Below are 22,130 nucleotides of genomic sequence, written 5' to 3'. Positions count from 1 at the left end.
GAACGCCGCTACGCTTTGCGCGTCAGGAAATCCACCGCCTGCGGCAGGCTTCGCGTGCGCGGCGCAGGCGGCAAACTATTGAGAAAGACTTCGCCGTAAGGTCGCATCACCAGACGGTTGTCGCAGATGACCAGTACGCCGCGATCGTCGACGTCGCGGATCAGCCGTCCCACGCCCTGCTTCAGGGTGATAACCGCGTCTGGCAGTTGCACGTCATTGAACGGGTCGCCCCCGCGCAGGCGGCAATCCTCCATCCGCGCTTTCAGTAGCGGATCGTCCGGCGAGGTGAACGGCAGTTTATCGATGATGACGCAGGAGAGCGCATCGCCGCGTACGTCCACCCCCTCCCAAAAACTGCTGGTCGCCACCAGCAGCGCGTTGCCCGCCGCCAGAAACTGCGACAGCAATTGGGTTTTACTGGTCTCGCCCTGCAGTAATACCGGCAGGGTCAGGCTGGCGCGGAACTCCGCCGCCAGCTCACGCATCATCAAATGCGAGGTGCACAGCATAAAGCAGCGTCCCTGATTCGCCTGAATCAGCGGCGTCAACATCTGCGCCAGCTGCTTACCGCTGCCCCGACGCGCGGNTTCCGGCAGGAAACGCGGGACGCACAGCAGCGCCTGGCGGGCATAGTCGAAGGGGCTCGGCAGCAGCAACGTTTCCGCTTCTTCCAGTCCCAATCGGGCGGTGAAATGATCCATTTTTTCGTTCACGGATAACGTGGCGGAAGTAAAGATCCAGCTCGCGGCTCTCTCTTTCATCACTTCATGAAAACGGTCGGACACCGACAGCGGCGTTAACGCCAGCACGAAATGACGACTGGTGCATTCATACCAGTAGCTGTAACCAGGCTGTTGCACATCCAGCAGCCGTTTTAGCCGATGGCGGTAAAGGGTAGCGCGTTCGAATGCGGCATCCAGCAGTGTGGAGCGCCCGAGAGAGAGCTTAGCGACGTCATAACACAGTTCCAACGCATCATCGAGCAGCAGCAGCGCTCGCTGCAGCCCGGCGTCAGTGACAACGTCACGAAGGTTGCCGCGATAACCGGGATCGCCCAACGCCAGCCGAAGATCCTGCGTGCTTTGCGACAGCCGGTCCGCGCTTTTCTGCAACTGGGCCGCATCGCGCACTTCTGTGCGATAGGCGATGATCATATCGCGCGCCAAATCGAACAACTGTCGGCTGCTCAGCTGCTGACCGAAATATTGACTGGCGATATCGGGAATTTGATGGGCTTCGTCGAAAATTACGACGTCACCGTCGGGGATCAACTCCGCAAAACCACTCTCTTTAACAACCCGGTCGGCCAGATACAGATGGTGGTTGACCACTACGACATCCGCATCCATCGCCCGGCGGCGAGCTTTGACCACGAAGCACTCTTTATAGTGCGGGCAGTCATTGCCAAGGCAGTTGTCATTAGTACTGGTAACCAACGGCCAGATGTGGCTGTCTTCCGGCACGTCGCGGCAGGCGCTGGTATCGCCGTCTTCGGTCAGCGAGGACCAGCCCCGCAGCTTGACCAACTCTCGCAGGTTATCCTTGGAAAGATCGCCCCCCGTCATCGACTGCTGTTCCAGCCGTTCAATGCACAGATAGTTGGAGCGCCCTTTCAGCAGCGCCAGTTTACCGGGATAGTTGAGCGCACGCGCCACGGTCGGCAGATCGCGGCTGTAGAGCTGGTCCTGCAAAGCTTTAGAGCCGGTGGAGATAATCACCTTTTTTTCGGCCCGGAGCGCGGGCGCCAGGTAAGCGTAGGTTTTGCCCGTTCCGGTTCCCGCCTCGACCACCAGCGGCTTTTGCCGGGCAATGGCGTCGGCGACGGCGGCCGCCATCTGCCGCTGCGGCTCTCGAGGTTTGAATCCCTTGATGGCCTTTGCCAATGCGCCCTCAGGGGCAAAATCATCAATCTCGTTTGCTGCTGCAGACACGCTTTCTCTCTTTGCTGGAGGCTAGTTCGGCACCGGCGGCGCCGATGCGAGTGGGAGGATTATGCCAAGCTCGCTCCCCGGCCTCCACCTTAATATGCCCGACAGCCGCTTTTGGAGACGCGCAAAAAGGACGAGTTGAACGGCGGAACACGCCTACAGCCGGGCGGCGCCGAATGGTCAGGGCCAAAAGGACTGAGCCGGTTCAAGGTTTTATCCTCGGGGGGCGCAAGCTAAAATGGCGACGCTAAACACTTAGAGAACAGGGATTTTCATTTTGAATCAGCTTCACACCTTTACGATCCCCAGCACGTCATTCACCCCCAACGGAGACCGGTTCGGCGATTATCTGCGCGTCATTTATCAAGGGAACGTTTTTTATACCCACAAACTAAACTATGCACATCCCGAGCAATTCGACCGCTTATCCACCACGGGCAACTGGTATTTTTGCGCCCATCAACTCTATGACGGGAGCTATTGGATACACTGGATAGCCGATGACAGCGGTTTGATACTCGAACCTGAAAACGCGTCTCAGAAAGCGGGACCGATACTGATTCAGAGCATCGTGTCGTCATTGATAACGTTGCTTGCCGCCATCGCGTTTTGCGTTTTTTTTCATCCTTCCCCCGCCGTTGCCACGATCGCAGCGATGGTCGGCATATTCGCGGCGATAGGAGCGTCAGTCACGCTTCCCAACCTGTTCGCGTTTTATCATCCGTTCAATACCCTGTCGTTGAAATATCTCGCCCGAGTGAAGAGCCGGGACATGCGTTTTTTTACTTCGCCGCCGACTAACACGACACATCCCGTCGTCAAAGAACTCGATGAGCAGTGGCGTAGTCAGGTAAAAGACAGCGATCTCCTGCTGGAAGGCAATGTGAATCACGTACAGGACATGTCATGGAGTGCAAGGAAAGGAGAGAATGAAGTCCACTACAAAGCTTTCTTCTTTACCTGTAGTCATCGCTCTCTGATCATGTGCTGGAACCGGGGTGATTCTTCCATACACAACCCCGTGCATTTGACGTGCGCGCCGCCGTTTATGGCCATCAACGACCATGTTCGTTGTCTTTATGAAAACAAAGAAAAGAAATCCATTTTGGCACAGCGATTACCGAGCCAAACGCATAAGGTCATTAGCTTGATTAACATGACGGAGGGGAGTGCCTATCGCCTTCGTGGCGCCGGCGTTCTCGGTATCAGACCTAATATCATTGAGCGCTGTACGCTCTCTCCTCAGGGGCAATACACTCCCTGACGTGCCGACCACACAACATTAAAGGGGTCAATTGGCGAGCAGGAATGCGAAAGGTTCACTCCCCTTCAACGCAGTAATCCAATGGGGAACCAACGTGCAAAAACTCCAGCGTCACGGGACACATCTCGCCCCTGCCAGCGAATAATTAGCCTCCGTTGGCAGGGGGCCGCAGCGGTTACTCCTGCCGCGTTTCGTCATCTTCGTCATCCTCAAAGCGCGCGACAACGCGCTCTCCCTGATGTCCCTGACGGAGCGCCTCCGCGACACGGGCGATAGCTTCGCCGCTGCTGAGCCCTTCCGAGATCAATCGATGAATTTCTTCTACGGCCTGCTGCTGCTGTTCATGCGTAAGCGACGGAATACCTGCAAACATTTCTCTCTCCTGAATCTGGCGGGGTCATCCCGGCATCATAGACGTCGCACGGCTCACGAGTGTGGTACGCTTGCATTTTGTGATGCCTTCATGTCCACGCGACCGGTATACTTCCGGTCAATACCCGTATGAGATCGCCCGAAAATCTATATGCCAATGTCGTTAGTCTACCATGCTCTGCCGTATCAACCGGACGCTTTGTTAACCCAGTTCGCCCCGCTTTCCGAACAGCCCTGGGCGATGCTGCTGCACTCCGGCACCGCTGAGCACACGCATAACCGGTTCGATATTCTGGTCGCCGATCCGCGAGTCACACTGCAAACACGCGGAGACATCACGGAGATAGCCGAAGGCGACGAGGTCCAGGCTTCGCCTGCAGATCCCTTTCAGCTGTTACAGCACCAGCTTGAACGATTAGGTCTGACCGCCACCCCCACGCCGGATTTGCCGTTCCAAGGCGGCGCGCTCGGGCTGTTCGGCTACGATCTGGGCCGACGCGTGGAGCGGCTGCCGACACTGGCTGAGCAGGATATGACGATCCCCGATATGGCCGTGGGCCTGTATGACTGGGCGCTGATTGCCGACCATCATCAGCGGCGGCTGACGTTGATCACGCAGGGCGACCCGGCGCCGCGACTGGCATGGCTGAAAGCGCAGAGCGCTTCGACGTCCACCGCCGCCTTTGCGTTGACCTCCGACTGGCAGGCGAGCATGTCGCGTGAAGAGTACGGCGCCAAGTTTCGTCAGGTTCAGGATTATCTGCGCGCCGGCGACTGCTATCAGGTCAATCTGGCGCAACGCTTTCAGGCACAATATGAAGGCAGCGAATGGCAGGCATTCCTGCGTCTTTCCGCCAGCAATCGCGCACCTTTTTCGGCCTTTATCCGGCTGCCGCATAATACGGTCATCAGCGTGTCGCCCGAGCGCTTCTTATGGCTGAACGACCATCATATTCAGACCCGCCCAATCAAAGGCACGCTGCCCCGCCTGCCCGATGCCGCAGATGATGTCAGGCAAGCGGAACGTCTGGCTGCCTCAGCCAAAGATCGCGCGGAGAATCTGATGATCGTCGACCTGCTGCGCAACGATATTGGCCGCGTGGCTTCGCCCGGCACCGTCCGCGTCCCCGAGCTGTTTGTGGTTGAAGCCTTTCCGGCGGTACACCATCTGGTGAGCACTATAGAGGCCCAATTGCCCGCTGAATTGCATGCGGCCGACCTGCTGCGCGCCTGTTTCCCCGGCGGCTCCATCACCGGCGCGCCAAAAGTCCGAGCGATGGAGATTATCGAAGAGCTAGAGCCGCAGCGCAGGACCGCCTATTGCGGCAGCATCGGCTACCTGAGCGTCTGCGGCACCATGGACACCAATATCACCATCCGTACGCTCGTCACCGACCGAGGTTCGATCTACTGCTGGGCCGGGGGCGGGATTGTCGCCGACAGCGAGGAGCAGGCGGAATATCAGGAAACGTTTGATAAGGTCGGCCGTATTTTGCCGTTGCTGGTGTCTCACTCTTGATAACGATTCGACGAGGAGCTGGCATGACTCATTTCACCACACAAAATCGTGCGACGGACGCGGAAACCGTAGCGCCTTTCGACCTGGCCCAGTTCATCACCCGTTTCCAGTTGCAGGCGCAGGACAAGACGCCGCCCAGCCGCTATCAGCGGCAGGCCGCCGTGCTGGTGCCGATTATTCGTCGTCGCGAACCCACGTTGCTGTTAACCCGCCGCGCAGCAAATCTTCGCACACATGCAGGTCAGGTGGCCTTTCCCGGCGGCGCCGCCGACCCGGAAGACTCATCCCTGATCGCCACTGCGCTGAGAGAAGCGTATGAAGAGGTGGCGATCCCCTCACCCCGTGTGCAGGTGCTGGGCACGCTGCCCTCGCAGGACAGCGTTAGCGGCTTTCAAGTTACCCCGGTCCTCGGACTGTTGCCCCCAGACCTGGCGCTGAGGGGGCAGGCGGACGAGGTGGCCGCGGTGTTCGAAATGCCGCTGCGAGAAGCCCTTGCCCTGCACCGTTATCATTCACTGGAATTCGAGCGCGAGCATCGCCAGCATCGCGTTTATCTGCGCAGCTTTCAGCATCAGTGGGTATGGGGGCTGACCGCGACAATTATTCGTCAACTGGCGTTGCAGGTCTCGGCCTCTTAAGCATCCAAACGCGTCCGTTATTTTGCACGGCTCCCCCCTCACCCCAACCCTCCATCCGATGACCTTCGCAACAGTAACCGCCGCTCTCGTTCAATGGCAATCCGTATCATTTTGCCCCACTTGACGTTATGGCGACATTTCATCGTGCCTGCTCGCACAACCGCTATGCCGATTGCCATCGCCCCCTGTCCGACATTAGATTTTTGTGGTCTGGATAGCCTGGTGAAATAAGTTTATTTCATGCGAAAAGCCCCCTTCGCCCCCCTTAATCCCACTACAATAGCGCCAATATTTAGCCGCCTAACAAAGGCGTTCGACGGACGTTCAAAGGAGTGGTGCGTGATAAGCGTTTTCGACATGTACAAGATCGGTATCGGGCCTTCCAGTTCTCATACCATCGGCCCGATGAAAGCCGGTAAACAGTTCGTCGATGAATTGGAGCAGGTCGGCCTTCTCGCCAATACCGATAGTGTGAAAGTCGATGTGTACGGTTCGCTGGCGCTTACCGGTAAAGGCCACCATACGGATATCGCGATCATCTTAGGTCTCGCCGGCAATCAGCCGGACACTGTCGACATTGATGCTATCCCGACATTTATTCAGGATGTCGCGTGCCATCAGCGTTTGCCGCTGAACGGGCAGCATGACGTGACGTTTTCCCAGACCGATGGCCTGACTTTCCATTCGGAGAACCTACCACGGCATGAAAACGGCATGACGCTGAGCGCCTACGCGGGCGATGCGCTGATTTACCGCCAGACTTACTACTCTATCGGCGGCGGCTTCATCGTCGATGAGGCCCACTTCGGCCAGCCCGTGTTAGACCCCGTGGACGTGCCTTATCCTTATCACTCGGCGCAGCAGTTACTTGCGCTGTGTAAAACGAATGGTCTCTCCATCTCCGCATTGATGCTGCGCAATGAACGGGCCATCCGGCCGCAGGCCGAGATCGAGGACTATTTTACGCATGTCTGGCGCGCGATGAGTCAGTGCATCGACCGCGGTCTTAATACCGAAGGAGTGCTGCCCGGGCCGTTGCGCGTTCCTCGCCGCGCCGCCGCACTGCGACGTATGCTGATGTCGTCCGATGCCTTGACTCGCGATCCGATGACCGTGGTCGACTGGGTCAATATGTTCGCTCTGGCCGTCAATGAAGAAAATGCGGCGGGNGGGCGCGTTGTCACGGCGCCGACCAACGGGGCCTGCGGTATCGTTCCCGCCGTGCTGGCCTACTACGATCGCTTCATTGAACCCGTCGGCCCACAGGTGTTCCTGCCCTATTTCATGACGACTGGCGCTATCGGCATTTTGTACAAAATGAACGCCTCGATTTCGGGAGCCGAAGTCGGCTGTCAGGGCGAGGTCGGCGTGGCGTGTTCAATGGCTGCCGCCGGTCTGACCGAACTGCTGGGCGGCAGCCCCGAACAGGTCTGCGTCGCGGCGGAAATTGGAATGGAACACAATCTGGGGCTGACCTGCGATCCCGTCGCCGGTCAGGTACAGGTGCCATGTATCGAGCGTAATGCGATTGCAGCCGTCAAGGCGATTAACGCATCGCGCATGGCATTACGACGCACCTCAGAACCTCGGGTGTCGTTGGATAAAGTCATCGAAACGATGTATGAAACCGGAAAGGATATGAATGCGAAATACCGGGAAACGTCGCGCGGCGGATTGGCGATTAAAGTACAGTGTGATTAGGCGGCGCTGAATTGAGAAGGCTGTGCGCGAATGCGCACAGCCGAGAGTAAAGGAATTACGCTTCTTCGTCGTGATCCGGCTGGTCGACAATGCGTTCGATACGCACCAGTTCGATGCGGTATTCGCTGGCCGCCATGATGGTAAATCTTAGGCGGCTAAACTCCAGCACCTCTCCCACATGCGGGAACTCATTGCTGTGAGCCAGCAGCAGACCGGCGAGCGAGGTGTAATCCTCTTTCGGGTCTACTAGATCTTGCATGTCCAGCGCCTGCTGTAGCGAGTGCAGGTCGGTCCCGCCCTTCACCAGCCAGCCTGTGGCGTCGGCAACGATCTCTGGCGTTTCATCCTCGTCGGGGAATTCACCGGCAATCGCTTCCAGTACGTCCAGCGGCGTCACCAGCCCCTGTACGACGCCAAACTCGTTGGTCACCATAACCAGACTGCCTTTCGCTCGGCGCAGAACCGGCAGCAGGTTGATGACGTCCAACGTTTCCGGCACCACGATAGGCGATGTCACCGCGGCAAAGGTTTCCACATCCTGCCCTTCTTCCAGCGCCACCAGCAGATCTTTCGCGCGCACGACGCCCACCAGCTCATCCAGCTCCCCGCGGCAGACCGGGAACAGGCTATGCGGGGTATCCAGCAGCTGAATACGGATCTCCTCCGTGGAACGTTCGCTGTCCACCCAGGAAATTTCCGTCCGCGGCGTCATGACGCTACGGAGTGAACGCGAGGCCAGCGTCAGAACACCGCTGATCATATAGCGTTCTTCCTCGGCGAACGTCTCTTCGATGCGCTGCTGAGGTTCTTCCTCGTCATCCTGTTCGCGGGTTTTCGCCCGCGCGCCCATCAGGCGCAAAATCGCTTCGGCGGTCCGCTCACGCATGGGGCGATGCGATTGGTGCTTCGCGAAGTTGTGGCGCGCAATCTGGTTGAACAGTTCGATGACGATAGAGAATCCAATCGCCGCGTAGAGGTATCCCTTAGGAATATGGAAACCAAACCCTTCGGCAACCAGGCTAAGCCCAATCATCAACAGGAAGCTCAGGCACAGAACCACCACCGTAGGGTGTTCGTTCACGAATCGCGTCAGCGGTTTCGATGCCAGCAGCATCACGCCCATTGCGATGACCACCGCGGTCATCATGATGCCCAGGTGGTTGACCATCCCGACGGCGGTAATCACCGCATCCAGAGAGAAAACCGCATCCAGAATGACGATCTGAATCACGACCGCCCAGAAATTAGCGTGTTCGCGACTGGCATTGGGATCATGCGGACGGTTTTCCAACCGTTCATGCAGTTCCATGGTCGCCTTAAAGAGAAGGAAGATCCCCCCGGCAAGCAAAATCAGGTCTCGGCCTGCGAAGCTGAAGTCGCCAACGTGAAACAGCGGACGCGTCAGCGTCACCATCCAGGAAATTAACGAGAGCAGTCCCAGACGCATCAACAGGGCGAGCGACAGGCCGATGACACGGGCCTTATCACGCTGTTTTGGCGGGAGTTTGTCCGCCAGAATGGCGATAAACACCAGGTTGTCGATGCCCAGAACAATTTCGAGTACCACCAACGTCAGTAAGCCTGCCCAGATTGAAGGATCTAGCAAAAATTCCATGTCAGACTCCGAAAAATGAACGAACTAATGACATTAATGCCACAGCGTTTTTGAATAAGGTTGAAGTGTGTGCACGATCGGCTTGAGGCTGATGTGGGCCGGAATGGCCGGTTAAGAAGTACCAATCACCTGCCGCAGCCGGTGTAATAGAAATGAATCGTCGATGACAGTCCATAGGAAAGGCGTCCGCCTGTAACTCCTCTTTAATTGAAAGAAAGTTAACTCTAGCAGGTTGTTTCTGGTTTTAACAAAGTTTTTCTATAGACGTACTTTCTTCGTCAATATTGATAACAAGAGCACACTTTTCAGGATTCGTATAATAGATCACATTTTGCCCCCAAGGATTAGGGACCAGCGTCACACTAATTATTTTTTCGCAACATAAAATAATTCACGGCTGGATCAGATATTTCTGAACAGATTGAATCGATTCACAGTTCATTCCAGGCCGGCTCCGCTTATCTGATGAAGCAGACTCAAACGTGCATTTTGTGAACTATTGTCAACAAGACGGGAAACCTTTCGTTTAGATGCGGCTCCCCGTTCTCTCTGTACACAGCACACCTTATAAAGGGTGTTAAACGAGGAGGTAGCAAGTGAGTATCGCAATTATCTTATGCACTCACGGTGCCACTGCCGGGCCCCTACTCAATACAGCTGAAATGATCCTGGGAAAACAGGACAACGTCGGCTGGATTGATTTTGTTCCCGGCGAAAATGCAGAAACGCTGTTGGAAAAATACCAAACCAAACTCGGCGAGCTGGATACGGCTCAGGGCGTTCTCTTTCTGGTCGATACCTGGGGGGGCAGCCCTTTCAACGCAGCCAGTCGTCTGGTGACGGATAAAGAAAACCACGAAGTGGTCACCGGGGCCAACATCCCCATGTTGGTTGAAACCTTTATGGCACGTGACGACGACCCAAGCTTTGCTGACTTGGTGGCTATCGCCCTTGAAGCGGGCCGCGCTGGCGTCAAAGCGCTCAAAACGGCTGACCCGGCCCCCGCGAAACCTGCAGCGAAACCTGTCGCCGCACCCGCGGCCGTCCCAGGCTCCGGCGGGCATATGAAAATCGGTCTTGCCCGTATCGACGACCGTTTGATTCATGGTCAGGTAGCGACCCGTTGGACCAAAGAAACCAACGTGAACCGCATCATTGTCGTCAGTAATGAAGTCGCCGCGGACAATGTGCGCAAGACGCTGCTGACGCAGGTGGCGCCTCCCGGCGTCAGCGCGCATGTGGTGGACGTCGCGAAAGCCATTCGTGTCTACAACAACCCCAAATATGCTGGCGACCGCGTCATGCTGCTGTTTACCAATCCAACCGATGTCGAAACGCTGGTTGAAGCCGGGGTGGATTTGCCGTCGGTCAATATAGGCGGCATGGCCTATCGACAAGGGAAAATACAGGTCAATAACGCCGTGTCCATAGATGAAAAAGATATTGAGGCATTTCGTAAACTGGCCGATCGCGGTATTGAGTTGGAGGTCCGTAAAGTATCCAGCGACAGCAAAATCAATATGATGGATTTAATTAACAAGGCGGCTCGCTAATACACCAAAAATAGTGATGCGTAACCCTTTAAAGACTCAGAATGCTATTCATACAGGAGAAGTACAATGGAGATCACCACGCTTCAGATTGTGCTGATATTTATCGTAGCTTGTATATCAGGGATGGGTTCCATTCTTGATGAGTTCCAATTTCACCGCCCTTTGGTGGCCTGTACCTTGATTGGTTTTGTTCTCGGCGATATCAAGACCGGTATTATTATCGGCGGGACATTGGAAATGATCGCCCTGGGCTGGATGAATATCGGGGCCGCCGTGGCGCCCGATGCCGCGCTGGCGTCCATTATTTCCACCATCCTGGTCATCGCGGGCGGACAGAGCGTCGGCGCGGGGATCGCGCTGGCTATTCCTCTGGCGGCGGCGGGTCAGGTGCTGACCATCATCGTTCGCACCATCACGGTGGCTTTCCAGCATGCGGCGGACAGTGCGGCTGAGCGCGGCAATTTGTCGGCGATCAGCTGGCTCCATATCTCCGCTCTGCTGTTGCAGGCCATGCGTATCGCCATCCCGGCCGTTCTCGTCGCTATTTCCGTCGGGACCGAAGTGGTGCATACCCTGCTTTCCTCTATACCGGACGTCGTCACCAACGGCCTGAATATTGCGGGCGGTATGATAGTCGTTGTCGGTTATGCGATGGTCATCAATATGATGCGCGCCGGCTATTTGATGCCGTTCTTCTATCTGGGCTTCGTCACCGCGGCCTTCACCAATTTCAACCTGGTGGCACTGGGTGTGATTGGCGTCGTCATGGCCGTGTTGTATATCCAGGTCAGCCCGAAATACAACAAGGCTCAAGGCGCAGCGGCTCCCGCTCAGGGCAACAACGATCTCGACAACGAACTGGATTAACAGGAGTGAAATCATGACCGATTCAACCCAAGTAAAAAAACTCACTGCCAGCGACGTACGAGGCGTGTTTATTCGCTCTAACCTGTTCCAGGGATCGTGGAATTTCGAACGTATGCAGGCGCTCGGCTTCTGTTTCTCGATGGTGCCCGTCATCCGCCGCTTATATCCGGAAAATTCGGAAGAACGCAAACAGGCGATCAAGCGCCACCTGGAATTTTTCAATACCCATCCCTTTGTCGCCGCTCCGATTCTGGGCGTGACGATGGCGATGGAAGAACAGCGGGCAAACGGTGCGCCCATCGACGATGGCGCCATCAACGGCCTTAAAGTCGGATTGATGGGCCCCCTGGCCGGCGTCGGCGACCCTATCTTTTGGGGAACCGCCCGCCCGGTATTTGCCGCGCTCGGCGCCGGGATCGCCATGACGGGAAGTCTGCTCGGCCCGATTCTGTTCTTCGTGCTGTTCAATCTGGTACGTCTGCTGGTGCGCTACTACGGCGTCGCCTACGGCTACCGTAAAGGCGCGGACATCGTCAGTGATATGGGCGGCGGTTTCCTGCAAAAAATGACGGAGGGGGCATCAATTCTCGGTCTGTTCGTCATGGGGGCGCTGGTTAACAAATGGACCCACGTCAATATCCCCATGGTGGTGTCACGCGTGACCGGTCAGGATGGGCACACCACGGTGACGACCGTGCAATCCATTCTCGATCAGCTCATGCCGGGTCTGGTGCCGTTGCTGCTGACCTTCGGCTGTATGTGGCTGCTCCGCCGCAAAGTAAACGCGCTTTGGCTGATCATGGGCTTCTTCGCCATCGGCATCTTCGGTTACTGGATTGGCCTGCTGGGGCTGTAACACTCTCCTGCCGGGGATAGTTGCTGTCCCCGGCCCGTTTGTGGAGTCGTCATGAGTTTCACCGATATCGTCATCATCCTCTGTATCGCCCTCNCCCTCATCTACGCCGTTTATGATGAATTCTTAATGGATCGACTTAAGGGTCCGACACGCCTGCGAATATTATTACGTCGCCGTAGTCATTTAGATGCGTTGATTTATATCGGGTTGATCGGGATTCTAATTTATAAAAACATTGCAAGTTATGGCACCACAATGACTACGGTATTACTATTCTCCCTATTGTTGATGGTTATTTATCTTTCCTTTATCAGATACCCCAAATTGCTATTTAAACCGCAAGGTTTCTTTTATGAAAATATTTATATTCCTTATGCAAGAATAAAAAATATTAATTTATCCGAGGACGGCGTTCTGGTTATTTCCTTGGAGAAAAAATCATTAAAAATCAGCGTCCGTGAATTAGATGACCTGGAAAGAATCTATCATTTTATGATTGAAAATCAATGAATTGAAACGCCATTCCTACATGCATAATGGCTAAAGGATAATCAGCGATATTTTCTCCATTTTTTATCCACGCGAATTATGCTGTCACTCCTGGCATGTTTCACAGATGTCAAAGGTGAAAATAATTATCAGTTGCATTTGTTTTCCTCAATATATTTATTGTTGTTTAGCTCAGAAATAATATGTTAAGGTTGCGCGGTCATTTGGGGAGTAGCCAATTCCTGATCTTTTTTTATCAGGAATGTTCGTGTCAACATGCTCGTTTTTTCTAAAAACGTGGTGCGAACGGCCAGACAGGCAGGCGAGACCATATGCACACGATCTATTATCTGGTTGGGGGGATAGATCGTGTGATATGGAGAAACGCCCCGCCGAGGCTATTTACAATGAACCTATCTGCAACTTTAATTCTTGCCTTTGGCATGTCCATGGATGCTTTCGCCGCTTCAATCGGTAAAGGCGCCGCCTTACACAAGCCTCGCTTCAGCGAAGCTATCCGAACCGGACTTATTTTCGGTCTCATCGAAGCCATCACGCCATTGATCGGTTGGGGACTCGGTTTTTACGCTAGTCGCTTCATCATCGAATGGGATCACTGGGTCGCTTTCAGCCTGCTGTTAATCCTCGGCACACGTATGATCGTCGAAGGATTCAAGGGTGAGGACACATCCACTCAGGACGGGAAAATCCGCAAACACGGTCTATTTACGTTAGTCTGCACCGCTATCGCCACCAGTCTCGACGCCATGGCGATAGGAGTGGGACTCGCTTTCCTGCAGGTCAATATTGTTCACACTGCGATGGTGATTGGATGCGCCACCATGATTATGGTGACCTTTGGTATGATGATTGGCCGTTACGTCGGACCGCTGCTCGGTAAAAAAGCGGAGATCATGGGCGGTGTAGTGTTGATTGGTATCGGGTGTAATATCCTCTACAGCCATCTATCCAGTCTGGCCTGATTCATTAGGCAGGCGAAGCGGACCTTTCTCTCGCCTGCCTCTATATCACCACTACAGCTTGCGGTGCGTTCGAATCAGAAAATCAGTTTCACATTCAAACAGCGATTCCGCAGTTAAAGACGCCATCACCTCCGGCGTCGCCTTCCATGCAAAAGGCGTCATTTGCAATAGCGCCGCCGCCTCCTCGCCTGTTAGCGACAGGGTATAGCGAAGCGTCTTCGTGTCTTCCAGCTTAAATCCTACCAGCGTTTCTTCCTTTATCGGATGCAGTTTTACCTCTCGATAAATGCGCTCTTTCAGCTGATATAAATGTCTCGGACCGGGAGAAACCGTCATCACCAGACCGTTCGGCTTCACAACGCGCTCCAACTCTTTATCGTTACAAGGAGCGTAAATCTTCAATACCGCATCCAATGAGTGCGCGTTGAACGGCAGACGCTGGCTAGAGGCAACGCAAAAATCCACACGATGATACCGCCGTGCGGCGCGTTGGATCGCCACTTTAGAAACATCTAAACCACAAACCTGTACGCCAGCATCCGCCAGACATGATGACAATGCGTCCGTGTAATACCCTTCGCCACAACCAATGTCCAATACCGCCTCAGCCTGTCCGGTCAATTGGCTCTTTAGCGCCGCGCACAGATGATCGCGTAGAGGCAAATAATGGCCCGCATCCAGAAATGCACGACGGGCCTGCATCATTTCCGTGTTGTCTCCGGGCTGCTTTGAGCGCTTGAACTGCACCGGGAGCAGATTGACGTACCCTTCTTTCGCACGATCAAAATGGTGTTGTCCACAGGACCAGCGGGAGGGTTCGGGTTGAAGGGCCTGATGACACAGGGGGCATTGGTACAGCGCAGACGACATCTTGTTACCTTTTTGTTGCATACTTCAGCTGACGACAAAAACAAAAAACCCGCATCGAGGCGGGTTTTATTACGCAGAATTTGTAAATTACAGTGCAGTTACGTTTACTGCTGAAGGACCTTTCTGGCCATCCTGAATTTCAAACTCAACGTTCTGGCCTTCAGCCAGAGTTTTGAAGCCATTACCCTGGATTGCAGAGAAATGTACGAATACATCTTTGCTGCCGTCAGCCGGAGTAATGAAGCCAAAACCTTTAGACTCGTTGAACCACTTAACCTGACCTTTAATCTTTGCCATTTCAATATTTCCTTTAAACGTTCTAGACCGCCCGAAGGCGTTGTACAGATAAATTTGAGTCGTTGCTGCTAGAGGCACCAAAGTAAGGATCGACAGAGAAGTGGTATTCAACGTGAACGTTAGTACTCAAGACTTCTTTACGGAAAATGCCATTCATATACAGAACTGAACCTCGTTTCATCCAAATGCGTTATCACATACTCTGTGATCCTTGGCAAGCCATTTTTTACCAATGGCCGGCACGACGCACAAATTCGTATATTTCATGCTTTATTCGCATATCTATTTCTAATAGCTGGCATTATTAGTGCGCAGTTTGATGATAAAAATGAATACACGACATAACCTTACTTTGGATAACATTATTATGGCACCCTACCGTCGGGTCGCCACCCTCCTGATTAATTAATTTTTTATTATTGGGCATTACCACGAAATGTGATTGAACTTCAAAACATCAGCGATGTGAAAGCGCTAAAACAAAATGCCTTTTCTTTTATGTGACAAACATCATGTCTTTTCTTTCTTTTCATCTCAGCCATGCAATTTTACCTGTTCAACAATCAGTGCTCTTAAAACCAGCACCGTCGCGTTTTCCAGCCGTAACAAAATGAAGCGTTAATAGGCTCGTCTAACGCCTGTAACGCGTTGTTCATCCTGGAACACAGCGTGATGCGTATGCCTCACAGGCCGCTTTAGCCACTACAACCACACAAACATTGTAACATTTGATGATGTTAACTAATCTTTCATTAACCTACTAACCAATACGGAGCTTATCTGCGTCGAACGCCCTGCTCGTTATGGCTGACAGACTGTTGTTCAAAATTTGAAGAAATTGAAGCGATTGACACCTATTCGTGTGCATCATACCATCAATCAAATGATAACGATTATCATTTAAATAACATAGTCAGCTTTCGAGGAACTTGAATGAATCCGTGTCGACACTCTCTTTCCGTCTCTTTCTATAATACCTTCGTCTGGTTAGTTTTCAGTGTATTAACCTTAGCGTCCGCGCACGCCGCTGATAAATTCCAGGTTGTGACGACCTCGACGATTATTCAGGATATGGCGCAAAACGTTGCCGGCGATGCCGCGACGGTCGTCTCCATTGCCAAAGCCGGCGCCGACATTCATGATTATCAACCTACTCCACGAGACATCGTCAAAACTCAGTCGGCCCAGCTGATTTTGTGGAACGGGATGAATCTAGAGCGCTGGTTCACTCGTTTTTTCGAAAACATCAAAAACGTCCCTGCCGTCGTGGTGACCGAAGGCATCACGCCTCTTCCAATCCGCGAAGGCGCCTATAACGGCAATCCGAATCCTCACGCGTGGATGTCCCCCGCCAACGCACTGATTTATGTCGAGAACATTCGACAAGGCCTGGTGAAGTATGATCCCGCCCATGCCGCCACCTATAACGAGAACGCCCGCCGTTATGCCGAAAAAATCAAAGTCATTGACGCTCCGCTGCGCGAGCGCCTAGCTCGCATTCCAGAGGCTCAGCGCTGGTTGGTGACCAGCGAAGGCGCATTCAGCTATCTCGCCAAGGATTATCATTTAGGCGAAATCTATCTGTGGCCCATCAATGCCGATGAACAGGGCTCGCCGCAGCAGGTTCGACGAGTTATCGATCAGATCCGCCAGAAGCACATTCCGGTCATCTTCAGCGAAAGCACGGTGTCAGATAAGCCCGCGCGTCAGGTCAGTAAGGAAACCGGAGCCCGATACGGCGGCATTTTGTATGTCGACTCACTGTCAACTCAGGACGGCCCCGTACCCAGTTATCTGGACCTGCTTCGGGTCACGGTGGACACCATCGCTAAAGGATTCGAGCTATGACCCAATCAGCAGAGGCAGCGCGCAATCCGTTGTCGTTGGATGTACAGTCGGTTTCCGTCACTTACAATAATGGTCATCAAGCCATCCGTGATGCCTCCTTTTCATTGACTGACGGCACGATTTGCGCGCTGGTCGGCGTCAACGGCAGCGGTAAATCCACGCTATTTAAAAGCATCATGGGACTGGTAAAACCCACCAGCGGCGAGGTACGGCTGAACCAGCAACCTATCGCTGCCGCACTGAAACAAAACCAGATCGCCTATGTGCCGCAAACTGAAGACGTGGACTGGAATTTCCCTGTGCGGGTTTCCGACGTCGTCATGATGGGACGCTACGGCAAGATGAACTTCCTGCGAATACCGGCGGCGAAAGATAAAGACATCGTGGCGGAGGCGCTGGAGCGTGTCGGGCTCTCTGGCTTGCGCGATCGTCAAATCGGCGAACTGTCCGGCGGTCAGAAAAAACGTGTTTTTCTCGCGAGAGCGCTGGCTCAACAGGGGCGGGTTCTATTGCTGGACGAACCGTTTACCGGGGTGGACGTTCAAACGGAAAATGCCATCGTCGACCTGCTGCGCGCTTTACGGACGGAAGGACATCTCATCCTTGTCGCCACTCACAATCTCGGCAGCGTACCGGAGTTCTGCGACCAGGTCATTTTGGTCAACCGCACCGTGCTCGCCGCAGGCCCGACGCATAGCACGTTTACGCAGTCCAACCTGGAGAAAACCTTCGGCGGCGTACTCCGTCACATCAACTTAGGGGGATCCCATCTGCACGCCGACGACGATAGTCGCTGCGTGACGGTGCTGACGGATGACGAGCGTCCCGCCGTGTTCTACGGTTCAACCAAAAGCGATCCTCCGACGTTCAGCCAACTGCCGGGGGAGAAAAAAACGCCATGAGTGAATTACTCCTTCCCTTTAACTACGACTACATGCTGAAAGCCATCTGGGTCAGTGCTATGGTCGGCGCCGTGTGTGCTTTTCTCTCGGCCTATCTGATGCTCAAAGGCTGGTCTTTAATGGGAGACGCCCTCTCCCATTCAGTCGTTCCCGGCGTCGCCGGCGCCTACGCGCTGGGGCTGCCTTACGCGGCAGGCGCGTTTTTCAGCGGAATGCTGGCCGCGCTGGCCATGACCTTCGTCAGACAGATGACGCGTTTAAAGGAAGACGCCATTATCGGCTTTATCTTTTCGACCTTTTTCGCCGTAGGGCTGTTGATCATCTCGTTGAACCCGACCTCCATCAATGTACAGTCGATCATCTTTGGCAATATTCTGGGCATTGCCGATGAAGACGTCCTGCAAGTGCAAGTCATTAGCGGCGTCACCTTCATCATACTGTGCCTGCGTTGGAAAGATTTACTCGCCGTGTTCTTCGACGAAAACCATGCCAGCTCGATCGGACTATCGCCGTTGAGGCTGAAAATACTGTTCTTCACCCTGCTGAGCGCCTGCACCGTCGCCGCGCTTCAGACCGTGGGCGCGATATTGGTGATCGCCATGGTCATTACGCCGGGCGCAACGGCCTATCTTCTGACCGACCGATTTGGTTATCTGATTGTGATCTCTATCGCTGTGGGAACGCTAACGAGCGCGATGGGCGCCTATATCAGCTTCTTCCTTGACGGCGCCACCGGCGGCATTATCGTCACGTTACAAACGCTGGTCTTTCTGCTGACCTTTGTCTTTGCGCCGAAACATGGCGTGCTGGCCGCGCGTTGCCAACGTCGACGCGCCAGGCAAGGAGAGACCGCATGATTCTGGTTCACTGGATGACCGACCCGCTGAGCTATCCGTTCATGCAACGCGCCCTGCTGGCAGCGGTCATTACCGGCGTTGTTTGCGCCGTCCTGTCCTGCTATCTAGTGCTCAAAGGCTGGTCGTTAATGGGAGACGCGATTTCCCACGCCGTGCTGCCGGGGATTGTGCTGGCATTCTCGCTGGGCATTCCACTGGCGATAGGCGCATTCGCCTCCGGCCTGTTCTGCGCGGTCGCCACGGGCTATGTGAAGACCCACAGCCGAGTGAAGGAGGATACCGTGATGGGAATTATTTTCTCCGGTATGTTCGCGCTAGGGCTGGTGATGTTCGCCCGCGTCGATAGCGATCAGCACCTCACCCACATTCTGTTTGGCAACGTGCTGGGAATTTCTCAGGCGGACCTTTGGCAAATCGCCGTGATCGCTGCCATCACGTTAACGATAGTGCTGCTGCGCCGCCGAGACTTCATGTTGTACTGTTTCGACCCCAACCACGCCCGCGTGATCGGACTGCCGGTAAAAGGGTTGCACTACGGGCTGTTATGTCTGCTGTCGCTGACTATCGTCGCGTCTTTGCAGGCTGTCGGCGTCATTCTGGTCGTCGCCATGCTGATCGCGCCCGGCATCATCGCCTATCTGCTCTGCAAGACGTTTGATCGCATGCTGCTCGTCGCCACAGGCGTGTCGGTTCTATCGTGCGTGTCCGGAACGTTGGTAAGCTTCTATATCGATGGCGCAACCGGTCCCTGCATCGTCATTATTCAGGCATGTCTGTTTGCCGTCACGTTGAGCTACCACCAACTGAAGTCTCGTCGCCCGCGCATCAGCGTTTAACCGCAAAAAATCAGACCGCCGACCGTGACAAGAGATGACGGTTGGCGGTATGGTGAAGTCATCGCCGTTTTTTTAACCAAAAAGCCTTCATACCCTACCCGCCGCTAGTCTGAACGTATCTTATCGATGGACGGCGACGGTGACGAATTCCAGAGGACATAAACCGCTAACGTAATGATATATCGCGTCATTCCAACAGGAGGTTTCTCTATGTGGCACTCGATCGGTCAATTATTGGCAGAACATTTGGGGCCGGGAGAATTACGGGATCGCAGGGAACTGCCGGGCGGAGAAATTCATTCCGCATGGTATCTCCGTTATGGCAAGCACGACGTTTTTATCAAAAGTGACTCACGGGAGATGCTGCCGAAATTCCGGGCGGAAGCAGAACAACTTGAGCTGTTGGCCCGCAGCGAAACGGTGCATGTTCCCAAGGTATATGGCGTCGGCAGCCACCGAGACGTCAGCTTTCTTCTCCTGCAATATATTGAATTCAAACCCCTGGATGCGCACGGCGCTTGGCGTCTCGGCGAACAGCTGGCGCGCCTGCACCAATGGAGCGAACAACTCCTGTTTGGCTTTGACTTCGATAACGACCTCTCCACCACTCCGCAGCCGAATGCCTGGCGCCGCCGCTGGTCCAGTTTTTTTGCCGAACAACGAATCGGCTGGCAACTGCAATTGGCGGCAGAAAAAGGGATGTCTTTCGGAGATATCGATGCGTTGGTGGCCGTAGCAGAACAGAAACTTTCCGGCCACCAGCCGCAGCCTTCGCTGCTGCACGGCGATTTGTGGTCTAACAACTGGGGGAACAGCGCGGCTGGCGTGTATTTATTCGACCCAGCCTGTTATTGGGGCGATCGGGAGTGCGATCTGGCGATGCTGCCGCTCTATTCGGAACTGCCGCCGCAAATCTATGACGGTTACCAGAATGTCTGGCCGCTTGAGAAAGGGTTTGTGGAACGGCAGCCGATTTACCAGATTTACACCCTGCTCAATCGGGCGAATTTGTTCGGCGGCGAGTGCATTGCCGCGGCGCAGCAGGCGATCGATGCGCAGCTGCAGGCGGCGGACTAGCGGGTATGGCGTGAGTCGGGCGGCTCCCCGACTCGCGCAATCAGGCGATCAAACCGATAACTTTGAGTACGACATAGCCAATGACGCCGACGATAATCGGCAATATGTACAGCGGGAAGAACTGCAACAGAATGGTGTGACGCGGAAGTTTGACGCGAGTTTCCAGCTCGTTACGCGTTTTGCCGTCGTTGCCTTTTGCGTGTTCCAGGATCATCTGATCCTCCAGCCCCTCGCGGATATGCTTCACTTGACGAGAGAGGCGCGCGCCGGACACCTGCATTGCCAACCCGACGAAGATCAGCATATAAATCAGCCAGAACATCAGGGTCGGTGAAGAGAATATGCGGCTAAAGTCCGGCACCGGCGAGTTATACCAGAAGAGATTGAGAAACGGCGTATTGAAGCGAAGCACTTCCACGACCAGATGCAAAAAGTCCTGCATGACCCCATTAATCCCCTGCTTTCTCTCGGTGAAGTCATAAATGACATTCGCCAGCGAAATGATCGTAGAAAGCACGGCCGGAATAAAAATGATCCATCCCGCGATACGTTTGACCACGGCGATGAGGCCTGCCTGTTGATACGTCATGAGTTCCCCTTGATGAGTGACGCAGACTAAATATCCCAATGAGATAACACATAGTGTAGACACATAAAAACCGTTAGCAGGGTACTTCAGGTTTCCAACGAGTCAACGTTTTCTTGAGGGATGGCCTTTTGAAGCAATGATTTAGCGTATAACTGGTTTATAATTGCAACTCTTTTTGATTGTCCCCATCACAGGAGCCCAGCCCTATGCCTGCTATATACCCTATTAACGCGGCCATTTTCGACATGGACGGTTTGCTGATTGACTCAGAACCGTTCTGGGAGCGTTCGATACATGAAGTCATCAGCGGATTGGGCGTGGATATGTCTTCAACAGACGGTATGCCGGACCTGCTGGGCCTGCGCATCGATATGGTGGTTGCACTCTGGTATCAGCACTCCCCCTGGAAAGGCCCCAGCAAAGAAGAGGTCACTACCCGCATTATCAAACGCACCATTCAGTGCGTGGAAGAAAACCGTCCTTTGTTACCCGGCGTGGAGCAGGCGTTGCAACTGTGCCGCAGTCAAAATCTGAAGATCGGTCTGGCTTCCGCCTCCCCGCTGTTTATGTTGGAGCAGGTGCTGGAGATGTTTAATCTGCGGGATTATTTCGATACGCTGATGTCCGCCGACCAACTCCCCTATAGCAAGCCTCATCCCGAAGTTTATCTGCGCGCGGCGCAAGCGCTGGACGTTTCGCCGCTCGCCTGCGTCACACTGGAAGATTCAGTCAATGGCATGATCGCGACCAAAGCCGCCCGCATGCGTTCTATCGTCGTTCCGGCGGCAGAGATGCGCAACGATCCGCGCTGGGCATTAGCTGACGTCAAACTGGAATCGCTGGAAGAGCTCACCGCCGCCCACATTTCCTGAACAACTTTGCGGTGCTCCCTCAACCCGGAGCACCCGTTAATCCTGTACCTCTTTATCCTTCCCTTGCCGGTTTTTTCCTTACAGAAAACAGGGACGTTATCTTCATCGTCAAAAATGATTTTAACAAGTATATCAAACTGTTAATGAGAACAAATTTGCTTCTCTTTTCACATTTTTTATCCCGCCGATATGCTACG

Annotated in this window: 22 protein-coding genes; 15 read left to right on the top strand and 7 right to left on the bottom strand. The window is 54.2% G+C overall.

Translation table 11 applies throughout. The features are described from left to right. Positions 1–8 precede the first annotated feature (8 nt). Complete coding sequence (locus SB13_RS05440; RefSeq protein ID WP_026739378.1) at positions 9–1,931, bottom strand: ATP-dependent DNA helicase; 1,923 nt, start codon at positions 1,929–1,931, stop codon at positions 9–11. A 274-nt stretch (positions 1,932–2,205) separates the two neighbouring features. On the opposite strand from SB13_RS05440, the gene SB13_RS05435 reads away from it, so the two are divergent. After that, positions 2,206–3,192 (top strand): hypothetical protein, encoded by a 987-nt coding sequence (locus SB13_RS05435; RefSeq protein ID WP_026739377.1) that lies wholly within the window; start codon positions 2,206–2,208, stop codon positions 3,190–3,192. A gap of 175 nt (positions 3,193–3,367) precedes the next feature. Here the strand turns inward: SB13_RS05435 and SB13_RS05430 are convergent, their stop codons facing one another. Beyond that, entirely contained in the window at positions 3,368–3,565 is a 198-nt protein-coding gene (locus tag SB13_RS05430) for a YoaH family protein (RefSeq protein WP_026739376.1), read from the bottom strand. Positions 3,566–3,715: 150 nt separating this feature from the next. Between SB13_RS05430 and pabB the strand changes: the two genes are divergently transcribed. The 3 genes from pabB (at position 3,716) to SB13_RS05415 (ending at position 7,422) form a co-directional block, all read left to right on the top strand. Next, positions 3,716–5,083: an aminodeoxychorismate synthase component 1 gene (gene pabB, locus SB13_RS05425; RefSeq protein ID WP_026739375.1), complete on the top strand. Its 1,368-nt coding sequence runs from the start codon at positions 3,716–3,718 to the stop codon at positions 5,081–5,083. 23 nt (positions 5,084–5,106) lie between these two features. After that, entirely contained in the window at positions 5,107–5,721 is a 615-nt protein-coding gene (locus tag SB13_RS05420; RefSeq protein ID WP_051616428.1) for a CoA pyrophosphatase, read from the top strand. Between the two features lie 339 nt (positions 5,722–6,060). Next, complete coding sequence (locus SB13_RS05415; protein ID WP_026739373.1) at positions 6,061–7,422, top strand: L-serine ammonia-lyase; 1,362 nt, start codon at positions 6,061–6,063, stop codon at positions 7,420–7,422. Between the two features lie 55 nt (positions 7,423–7,477). Here SB13_RS05415 and SB13_RS05410 read toward each other — a convergent pair whose 3' ends face one another. Continuing rightward, positions 7,478–9,037, bottom strand: a complete 1,560-nt coding sequence (locus SB13_RS05410) for a TerC family protein (protein WP_026739372.1) — start codon at positions 9,035–9,037, stop codon at positions 7,478–7,480. A gap of 596 nt (positions 9,038–9,633) precedes the next feature. On the opposite strand from SB13_RS05410, the gene manX reads away from it, so the two are divergent. The 5 genes from manX to mntP all read left to right on the top strand — a co-directional run bounded on the left by manX (position 9,634) and on the right by mntP (position 13,785). Then, positions 9,634–10,590: a PTS mannose transporter subunit IIAB gene (gene manX, locus SB13_RS05405; protein ID WP_026739371.1), complete on the top strand. Its 957-nt coding sequence runs from the start codon at positions 9,634–9,636 to the stop codon at positions 10,588–10,590. A 66-nt stretch (positions 10,591–10,656) separates the two neighbouring features. Beyond that, the gene (locus SB13_RS05400; protein ID WP_026739370.1) at positions 10,657–11,457 is read left to right on the top strand and encodes a PTS mannose/fructose/sorbose transporter subunit IIC; all 801 of its coding nucleotides are present in this window, start codon (positions 10,657–10,659) and stop codon (positions 11,455–11,457) included. Between the two features lie 13 nt (positions 11,458–11,470). After that, on the top strand, positions 11,471–12,313 hold the full coding sequence (locus SB13_RS05395; protein ID WP_026739369.1) for a PTS mannose transporter subunit IID: 843 nt from the start codon (positions 11,471–11,473) through the stop codon (positions 12,311–12,313). 51 nt (positions 12,314–12,364) lie between these two features. Then, positions 12,365–12,823, top strand: coding sequence for a DUF986 family protein (locus SB13_RS05390; protein ID WP_026739368.1), 459 nt, complete (start codon positions 12,365–12,367; stop codon positions 12,821–12,823). A gap of 386 nt (positions 12,824–13,209) precedes the next feature. Beyond that, the gene (mntP, locus tag SB13_RS05385) at positions 13,210–13,785 is read left to right on the top strand and encodes a manganese efflux pump MntP (RefSeq protein WP_026739367.1); all 576 of its coding nucleotides are present in this window, start codon (positions 13,210–13,212) and stop codon (positions 13,783–13,785) included. A 51-nt stretch (positions 13,786–13,836) separates the two neighbouring features. Here the strand turns inward: mntP and rlmA are convergent, their stop codons facing one another. The 3 genes from rlmA to SB13_RS17200 all read right to left on the bottom strand — a co-directional run bounded on the left by rlmA (position 13,837) and on the right by SB13_RS17200 (position 15,109). Further along, entirely contained in the window at positions 13,837–14,676 is an 840-nt protein-coding gene (rlmA, locus tag SB13_RS05380; RefSeq protein ID WP_235202369.1) for a 23S rRNA (guanine(745)-N(1))-methyltransferase, read from the bottom strand. Positions 14,677–14,742: 66 nt separating this feature from the next. Next, a complete protein-coding gene (cspE, locus tag SB13_RS05375; RefSeq protein WP_005968829.1) occupies positions 14,743–14,952 on the bottom strand; it encodes a transcription antiterminator/RNA stability regulator CspE in 210 nt (69 codons plus the stop codon). 22 nt (positions 14,953–14,974) lie between these two features. Beyond that, positions 14,975–15,109 (bottom strand): DUF2627 domain-containing protein, encoded by a 135-nt coding sequence (locus SB13_RS17200; protein WP_071999772.1) that lies wholly within the window; start codon positions 15,107–15,109, stop codon positions 14,975–14,977. 776 nt (positions 15,110–15,885) lie between these two features. On the opposite strand from SB13_RS17200, the gene SB13_RS05370 reads away from it, so the two are divergent. The 5 genes from SB13_RS05370 (at position 15,886) to SB13_RS05350 (ending at position 20,472) form a co-directional block, all read left to right on the top strand. Beyond that, positions 15,886–16,800: a metal ABC transporter substrate-binding protein gene (locus SB13_RS05370; protein ID WP_026739365.1), complete on the top strand. Its 915-nt coding sequence runs from the start codon at positions 15,886–15,888 to the stop codon at positions 16,798–16,800. After that, the gene (locus SB13_RS05365; RefSeq protein ID WP_051616430.1) at positions 16,797–17,702 is read left to right on the top strand and encodes a manganese/iron ABC transporter ATP-binding protein; all 906 of its coding nucleotides are present in this window, start codon (positions 16,797–16,799) and stop codon (positions 17,700–17,702) included. Before SB13_RS05370 ends, SB13_RS05365 begins: the two co-directional genes overlap by 4 nt. Beyond that, positions 17,699–18,559: a metal ABC transporter permease gene (locus SB13_RS05360; protein ID WP_026739363.1), complete on the top strand. Its 861-nt coding sequence runs from the start codon at positions 17,699–17,701 to the stop codon at positions 18,557–18,559. Before SB13_RS05365 ends, SB13_RS05360 begins: the two co-directional genes overlap by 4 nt. Then, complete coding sequence (locus SB13_RS05355; RefSeq protein WP_026739362.1) at positions 18,556–19,395, top strand: metal ABC transporter permease; 840 nt, start codon at positions 18,556–18,558, stop codon at positions 19,393–19,395. The genes SB13_RS05360 and SB13_RS05355 overlap by 4 nt, the downstream gene beginning before the upstream one ends. 210 nt (positions 19,396–19,605) lie before the next feature. After that, positions 19,606–20,472 carry a fructosamine kinase family protein gene (locus tag SB13_RS05350; RefSeq protein WP_026739361.1) on the top strand — a complete coding sequence of 289 codons (867 nt, stop codon included), beginning with the start codon at positions 19,606–19,608 and terminating at the stop codon, positions 20,470–20,472. 40 nt (positions 20,473–20,512) lie between these two features. Here SB13_RS05350 and SB13_RS05345 read toward each other — a convergent pair whose 3' ends face one another. Next, positions 20,513–21,061, bottom strand: coding sequence for a YniB family protein (locus SB13_RS05345; protein ID WP_026739360.1), 549 nt, complete (start codon positions 21,059–21,061; stop codon positions 20,513–20,515). Positions 21,062–21,267: 206 nt separating this feature from the next. On the opposite strand from SB13_RS05345, the gene hxpB reads away from it, so the two are divergent. Further along, a complete protein-coding gene (gene hxpB, locus SB13_RS05340) occupies positions 21,268–21,933 on the top strand; it encodes a hexitol phosphatase HxpB (protein WP_026739359.1) in 666 nt (221 codons plus the stop codon). The last annotated feature ends 197 nt before the right edge of the window (positions 21,934–22,130 follow it).

The sequence above is a fragment of the Lonsdalea quercina subsp. quercina genome (genome assembly GCF_000688695.1).
GTDB classification, from domain to species: domain Bacteria; phylum Pseudomonadota; class Gammaproteobacteria; order Enterobacterales; family Enterobacteriaceae; genus Lonsdalea; species Lonsdalea quercina_D.
Note: the sequence above shows the minus strand (reverse complement) of the source record. Positions and strands in the feature narration are given on the sequence as shown.